The sequence below is a fragment of the Pedomonas sp. genome (assembly GCF_036515995.1).
GTDB lineage: Bacteria > Pseudomonadota > Alphaproteobacteria > Sphingomonadales > Sphingomonadaceae > Pedomonas.
In genome coordinates, this window is sequence record NZ_DATBUP010000243.1 from 1 (window position 1) to 7,309 (window position 7,309).

The following is a 7,309-nucleotide window of genomic DNA, read 5'->3' on the forward strand; positions in this document are numbered from 1 at the left end:
GGCAAGGCGGCCGAAGTCCGAATACGGATCCTTGTAGCCGCCCATCTCCTTGGCCAGCAGTTCGGTGTAGAGGCCCCAGCCTTCAGTGTAGGCAGTGAAGCGGCCGAACTTGCGGAACATCGGGATGTCCTGCAACTCGCCGGAGATGGCGCGCTGCATGTGGTGGCCCGGAATGCCCTCGTGGTAGGCCAGCGCTTCAAGCTGGTACTTGGGCATGTCCTCGATGCGGTAGAGGTTGGCGTAGTAGATGCCGGGGCGCGAGCCGTCCGGAGCCGGGCTCTGGTAGAACGCCTTGCCGGCGGACTTCTCGCGGAAGGCCTCCACGCGCTTCACGATCATGTCCGCCTTGGGCAGCACGCCGAAGTAGGCGGGCAGCTTCTCACGCATGGCGTTGATGGCGGTGCGGCTGTCGGCCAGATACTGCTCGCGGCCTTCCTCCGTGTCCGGGTACACCTGCTTCGGGTCGTTCAGCACGGACTGCATGAACTCCTTAAGCGTGCCCTTGAAGCCCACCTGCTTGGCGATGCCTTCCATTTCCTTGTGGATGCGCGCCATCTCGGCGAGACCGAAGTTGTGGATCTCGTCCGCCGTCATGTTGGTGGTGGTGTAGTAGGCCAGACGCTCGGCGTAGTACTTGTCCGCATTGGGGAAGCGCCAGATGCCGTCTTCCTTGGGCGCGCGGGATTCCTGATCCTTCATCTGGGCGATGACGGCCTCATAGGCCGGCTTCACCGAGGTCAGCAGCGCCTGCTCGGCCTTCTTGATCAGCGCGTCGTGCTGGTCCTTCGGCAGCTTCAGCGCCGTCACCTTCTTGCGGAAGTCCTCCAGCAGCGTGGAGTCAGCCGCGCCCTTCTCGAACGGCGCGCCCTTGATCAGGTTCTGCGCGTCGGAGATCACGAACGGGAACACCCACTTGGGCGGGATGATGCCCTTCTTCTCCTGCGCGGCGGCGCGGCGCAGCGCTTCGTCCAGCACCGGCTTGATGCCGTTCAGACGGGAGACATAGGCCTCGGCGTCGGAGACGTTGTCGATGCGGTGCATGTTGATCAGGAAGGCCGGCAGGCCGGACTGGATGCCGTTCATCTGATCGAAGACATATTCATAGTCGCGGAATTCGAAGGCCGCCGCATTGGCCGCCGCCACGGATTCGAAGATCCGCCACGACATCTGCCCGTCCGGCGACAGCTTGTTGTAGTCGAACTGCGCCTTCATGTCGGCCAGCGCCTTCTGGCGGGCGTTGTGCTGGGCAATCTCGGCGGCCTCGGAAGGGTCGTTCCACTTCCCGTAGTCCTTCTTGATGCCCATCATGGTCTGGCGCTGCGGCTGGGCGTCGATCTCGGCATCCCAAACCTGCTGCAGGAAAGCGTTGAGGCGGGCGGTCTCAGCCTGGCTGGCGTCAGCCGGAGCAGCGGCCGGGGCCGGCGCGGCGGCCTTCTGGGCCACGGCGGGCACGGCGACAAGGCTGGCCAGCGCAACGGCGGCTGCAGAGCGCAAAAGGTGCAAACGCATTGATTTCCTCACGATCGGTTTTTGGTTGCCGCGAAGCGTAAAGCCACGGCTGGCTGTGACAACCCATTCGAGCGAACGAAATAATGTTGCAGGCTTGTTCTGCGACAGGCCGAGCTTCACCGCCGATGAATCGTTTAAGGGCCGAGCGTCATCACACCCCGGACCGGGTTGGCGCGCGCGTTGAATATGTTACAGCTTGGCCGGTTTGGAGCAGCTTTCGAACAGGGCGTTAAGACCTGTGCTTAGGAAAGTGCGACCAACAGGGGTTCTGAGTGCGAAGGAGAGTGTGATGCGACGGATGCTGCGGGGAACGTTCCGGGCCGGTGTGGCGGCAGCCGCCCTGATCGGCCTGTCACTGACGGGCCTGACATTGACCAGCCTGTCGTCTGGCGGACCTGCCTTCGCCCAGAGCGTGCCCATCGAGACATCCGGCGCGCAATACGCCTCGCACGAAGCGCCTCGGGCGGAGCGGCACATGGTGGCCGCCGCCAACCCCCACGCCAGCGCGGCGGGGCTTGAAATCCTGCGGGCGGGCGGCTCGGCGGTGGATGCGGCCATCGCCATGCAGCTCGTGCTCTCGCTGGTGGAGCCCCAGTCCAGCGGCGTCGGCGGTGGCGGCTTCCTGCTGACCCATGACGCCAAGGCGGGCCGGACCACGAGTTATGACGGGCGGGAGAGCGCCCCGCAGTCTGCCACCCCGGCACTGTTTCTGGGGGCGGACGGCAAGCCGCTGCCCTTTGCGCAGGCGTTTACCGGCGGGCGCGTCGTCGGCATTCCCGGCACCTTCCGCCTGATGGAACTGGCGCACAGGCAGCACGGCAAGCTCAAGTGGGCGGCGCTGTTCCAGCCCGCCATCCGTCTGGCCGAGCAGGGCTTCGCCATTTCCCCCCGCATGTTCTCCATGCTGGAGAGCGCCGCCCCCGTTGCGCGAGACTTTCCCGAGGTGCAGCGCGCCTACTTCGGGTCGGACGGCAAGCCGCTGCCCGTCGGCACCGTCCTGAAGACGCCGGACTATGCCGCGCTGCTCAAGGACATCGCCGCCAGGGGCGCGGATGCCTACTACACCGGCAAACCTGCCGAGAGAGCCATCAAGGCCATCACCCAGTCTCCCAAGGCTCCGGTTGAGGTCACGAAGGCGGACTTCGCCAATTACAAGGCCATCGAGCGGGAGGCCGTGTGCGGCACCTACCGGGCCTACAAGATCTGCGGCATGGGCCCGCCGTCCTCCGCCGCCACCACGCTCATCGCCACGCTGAAGATGCTGGAGCGGTTCGACCTGAAGGCGCTGGGGCCGAAGTCGCCCGAGGCCATCCACCTTATCGCCGAGGCCACCGCGCTGGCCTATGCGGACCGGGGCCATTACCTGGCTGATCCCGCCTATGTGCAGGTGCCGGTGAAAGGCCTGATCGATAATGCTTACCTGGCCGAGCGGGCAAAGCTGATCGACCCCCGCCGCGCCACCAACCGCTACCCCGTCGGCACGCCGCCCATGGAAACGAAGGCCGCCTTCGCGCCCCACGCCGGCCCCCACATTCCCTCCACCACCCACTTCGTGGCGGTGGACGCAAACGGCAACGCCGCCTCGTGGACCGCCTCCGTGCAGGCGCCGTTCGGCAGCTTCCTCATGGTGGACGGCTATCTCCTCAACAACGAGCTGACCGATTTCTCCTTCGTGCCCGAGGCCAACGGCCAGCCCGTCGCCAACCGGGCGGAGGCGGGCAAGCGCCCGCGCAGCTCCATGGCCCCGACGCTGGTGTTCGATGGCGAGGGCCGCCTCGTGCTGGCGGTCGGCTCGGCCGGCGGCAGCCGCATCATCACCCACGTGCTGAAAACCGTCATCGCCAACCTTGACTGGGGCATGGACATCCAGAAGGCCATCTCCTTCCCGAACTTCCACAAGGATGACGGCGGTACGCTCGAGATCGAGCGGGGCTCGGCGCTGGAGGCCCTGCGCCCGCAGCTTGAGGCCATGGGCCACATGGTCGCGCTGCGGCCCACCGTCTCCGGCCTGCAGGGCATCCAGCTCGTGCGGGACGCCTCGGGCAAGGCGACGCTGCTGGGCGGGGCCGATCCCCGCCGCGAAGGCGTGGCGCTGGGCGACTAAGTCCGACAGCATTCGCAGCGGAGGCGAACGGGGCCATACCCCCCTTCGCTTCCCGTGCGTTACCGGTGCATGTGCTAAAGTACGTTGATTACACGAGCAGAATATTCGGTGGGGAGTACGGCAGGCGTGAGAATTCCCGAAACCTGGACCAGCCTGGTCGAGATGTTCTTCGAGCAGGCCGAGCGGCTGGGAGACCAGCCCTTTCTCTGGACCAAGCAGGGCGGGCATTGGCAGTCCCTGTCGTGGCGGGAGACGGCGGAGCAGGTGGCGCGCATGGCCGGGGCCCTGCGCCAGATCGGCATCCGCCCCGGTGAGCGGGTGGCGCTGGTGTCGGAAAACCGGCCCGAGTGGCTGATCGCGGACCTTGCCATCATGACCGCCGGGGCCATCACCGTGCCCGCCTACACCACCAATACCGAGCGGGATCACCTGCACATTCTGGAAAACTCCGGCGCGGTCGCGGTCTTCGTCTCCGGCGCGAAGCTGGCGCGGCACCTGCTGCCCGCCGTCCACCAGACCGAGTGCTGCTGCCACGTCATCGGCATGGAGCCGCTGAAGCTGGGGCAGGCGTCCGTCGCCCACCTTTATGACTGGAACGCCCTGCTTCAGGGCAGCAAGACATCCGTTGCCGAGGCGCGCGGCTGGCACCAGTTCAAGCGCGAGGACACCGCCTGCCTCATCTACACCTCCGGCACGGGCGGCGCGCCGCGCGGCGTCAAGCACCACCACGGGGCCATTCTGCACAACGTGGTCGGGGCCGGGCGCATCGTGCAGGATGACTTCCCCGCGTCGGAAGACGTGTTCCTGTCCTTCCTGCCGCTCTCCCACGCCTATGAGCACACCGGCGGCCAGTTCCTGCCCATCGCGCTCGGCGCGCAGATCTACTACGCCGAGGGTCTGGACAAGCTGGCGGCCAATATCGAGGAGGTTCACCCCACCATCATGGTGGTGGTGCCGCGCCTGTTCGAGGTGCTGCGCGCCCGCATCCAGAAGGCCATCGAGAAGCAGGGCACCTTTGCCGCGCGCATGCTGGAGATCGCCCTGCGGCTGGGGCGGGAGCGTGACCGCACCGGCGAGCTGCCGTGGTGGGGCTGGCCGACCGACAAGCTGCTGGACGCCACCTTGCGCAAGAAGGTGCAGGCGCGCTTCGGCGGGCGGCTGAAGGCCATGGTCTCCGGCGGCGCGCCGCTCAACCCGGAGGTGGGCCTGTTCTTCTCCTCGCTCGGCCTCACCCTGTTGCAGGGCTACGGCCAGACCGAAGCCTCGCCCATCATTTCCTGCAACCGCCCCCGCGCCAAGATCAAGATGCACACCGTCGGCCCGCCGCTTGCAAACACCGAAGTGAAGATCGCGGAAGACGGCGAGATCCTCGTGCGCGGCGAGCTCGTCACCCAGGGCTACTGGCGCAACCCTGACGAGACCGCCCGCACCATCCGCGACGGCTGGCTCCACACCGGCGACATCGGCCACATCGACGAAGACGGCCACATCGTCATCACCGACCGCAAGAAGGACATCATCGTCCTCGACAAGGGCGACAACGTCAGCCCCCAGCGCGTCGAGGGCATGCTCTGCCTCGAGCCGGAAATCCATCAGGCCATGGTCTCCGGCGACCAGCGCCCCTACCTCGTCGGCCTCATCGTGCCCGATGCCGAATGGGCCCACGGCTGGGCCGAAGCCCATTCCCTCTCCGACAACAGCCTCGCCGCCCTGCGCGAGAACCCCGGCTTCTGCCGCGCCGTCATGGACGCCGTCGACCGCGTCAACACCCGCCTCTCCGTCACCGAAAAGGTCCGCCGCATCACCCTCGCCCCCGAACCCTTCACCGTCGAGAACGAGATGATGACCCCCACCCTCAAAATCCGCCGCCACAAGATCCGCGCGGCCTACGGGGACCGGCTGGAGAAGCTGTACGGGGGCAGGTGAGGGGCTTCGTTACTGCGTTGTAAGTATTTGATTTTTTCTTCTTTGCAGGGGACTCAGTCCCCTGCACCCCATTCGTTTTTCGGTTTCGTCGCCGGATCATCTAGCTGATCGCCGCGCCTTGTGTTGCATTTTAAAACTAGGATATTTATGCGAGAAAGTAGGAGCCGCATGAAGGTATTCGCCTGTGTTCGATGAATGGAAACGGGAACGGCGAATTCGCAAGGTGTTGGCCGGGCTTGCCCGCCAGCGCGTGGCTTTGATTTTGCAGCCGCAAGGCATTTGGGTGATCGAGCGAGCTCTAATACGCGATCAAGACACCGAAGCGGCGCTAATGACTTGCCATATGCGCGGCTGGGTGGAACAGTTGCACGATAGTGTGCCGACCGGCGATTTGACGCTGGATATGAAGTTGCCGTCGGGACCAATGTTCACGCGAACTCAAGCCATATTTCGATTAACCGAAGGCGGATGGAGTGCACTAAATCGCGCTCACGCGTGGACCGTCGCGGGAATTATGGCCGCAGTGTTATCATTAATCATCACCATTGCGGCTGCATCCTGAATATCGGCAGTCTCTCATCCACGGACCCTATGATATTAAAGCATAAGATCCTTGCGGCGATTACTTCAGAGCCGGTTAAGAGCCTAATGCTACTATTTATTGGTGCTGCCGTCGGGTGGGTTGGTAATTTCGTGGCGGGTTGGTGGAGGCTCCGAGATCGTTATCGAGCGCATGTTACGTGGCGCACGATTGATACTTACAGAGGCCCAGAAGCATTTCCGGTACTAATCATTCAAAGTATTCATAACCTGCCTATCAATGTTACAGGGGTGCGAATTCGTAACGGCTTTTGTTGGCATACCAGATTCTGGGCTTTTGATAGTGAAGATCCTGACTATCCCGATTTGCCGATTACAATCGAACCAATGAAGGAAACCATGCTTACCCTGAGCAGTGATGCCCTTGATCGCGCTGCTGAGCAGTGTCGGTTGCTAGAGCGCTTATGGGTGCCGCGCGTCTATGTTGGTGTTCGAACTATGGGGCGCGGAGAGTGTTTATTAGTGGCTGAGGGTGGTCTGAAATGGGATAAGCGCCGTAAACGGTACCAACGCTGAACACATAAAAATATACTTTTTTATCCGATATTTGAGCGGAGGCAGATGTTATCTTGTTCCCAGATTCAATAATTAATTAATATAGCTTATCGCTTTTATGGCTGTTATTTTGATAGTTCATATTTTCGGTATAAAAATTGGAAAATTCTTTATATATACTATTATTTGTCTAATAAAGGGCCGCACCCTTGATGCAAGGCGCGCCCCTCTAAACGAACGGGAGGTGCAGGAGGGGTAAGCCCCTCCTGCGTCCTTAATCTAAAATCCCAAAGCGAAGCTAAAACCCCGCTCCGTCTGCGCACAACGCCCTAATGCCTCGGCGTGTCATCCCCTGCGCCGCGCTTCTGGGTTTGCTTGGCGTTGGGGCCTTCGTTCTTGCCTTGTTTTTCCATGCCGCGAGGGTCGACGCCGGCTTCGCGGGCCTGGCGGTCGCGCATGTCGTCCGGGCTTTCGGCGGACTTGGGGGTGCCCGTGTTGCCTGCGCCGTAGCCGCCGGCCTGCTGGGCGTCCTGTCCGGTTTCGCGGGAGCCCTGGGGCAGGGGCTGGTCCTGCGTGCCGCGCGGGCGCTCGCCCTTGGCGGTGCGGCCCGGGTGGCCCTGATCGCGGGTGCCGAGCTGTTCGGCGGGGGCCATGCCGCTGGCGGCGGCGGGCTCG

Annotated in this window: 5 protein-coding genes; 3 read left to right on the forward strand and 2 right to left on the reverse strand. The window is 63.6% G+C overall.

Annotation, left to right across the window (positions count from 1 at the left end; all coding sequences use genetic code 11):
• Positions 1–1,509: DUF885 domain-containing protein (locus tag VIG90_RS17390; RefSeq protein WP_331594787.1), on the reverse strand; the 1,509-nt coding region annotated here is incomplete at its 3' end.
• Positions 1,510–1,798: 289 nt separating this feature from the next.
• On the opposite strand from VIG90_RS17390, the gene ggt reads away from it, so the two are divergent.
• From ggt to VIG90_RS17405, 3 genes are all read left to right on the forward strand, one after another.
• Positions 1,799–3,613 carry a gamma-glutamyltransferase gene (gene ggt / locus VIG90_RS17395; RefSeq protein WP_331594788.1) on the forward strand — a complete coding sequence of 605 codons (1,815 nt, stop codon included), beginning with the start codon at positions 1,799–1,801 and terminating at the stop codon, positions 3,611–3,613.
• 162 nt (positions 3,614–3,775) lie between these two features.
• On the forward strand, positions 3,776–5,539 hold the full coding sequence (locus VIG90_RS17400) for a long-chain fatty acid--CoA ligase (protein WP_331594791.1): 1,764 nt from the start codon (positions 3,776–3,778) through the stop codon (positions 5,537–5,539).
• Positions 5,540–5,723: 184 nt separating this feature from the next.
• On the forward strand, positions 5,724–6,101 hold the full coding sequence (locus VIG90_RS17405; protein WP_331594789.1) for a hypothetical protein: 378 nt from the start codon (positions 5,724–5,726) through the stop codon (positions 6,099–6,101).
• Positions 6,102–6,963: 862 nt separating this feature from the next.
• Here the strand turns inward: VIG90_RS17405 and VIG90_RS17410 are convergent.
• A partial coding sequence (locus VIG90_RS17410; RefSeq protein WP_331594790.1) for a hypothetical protein occupies positions 6,964–7,309 on the reverse strand: 346 nt, incomplete at its 5' end.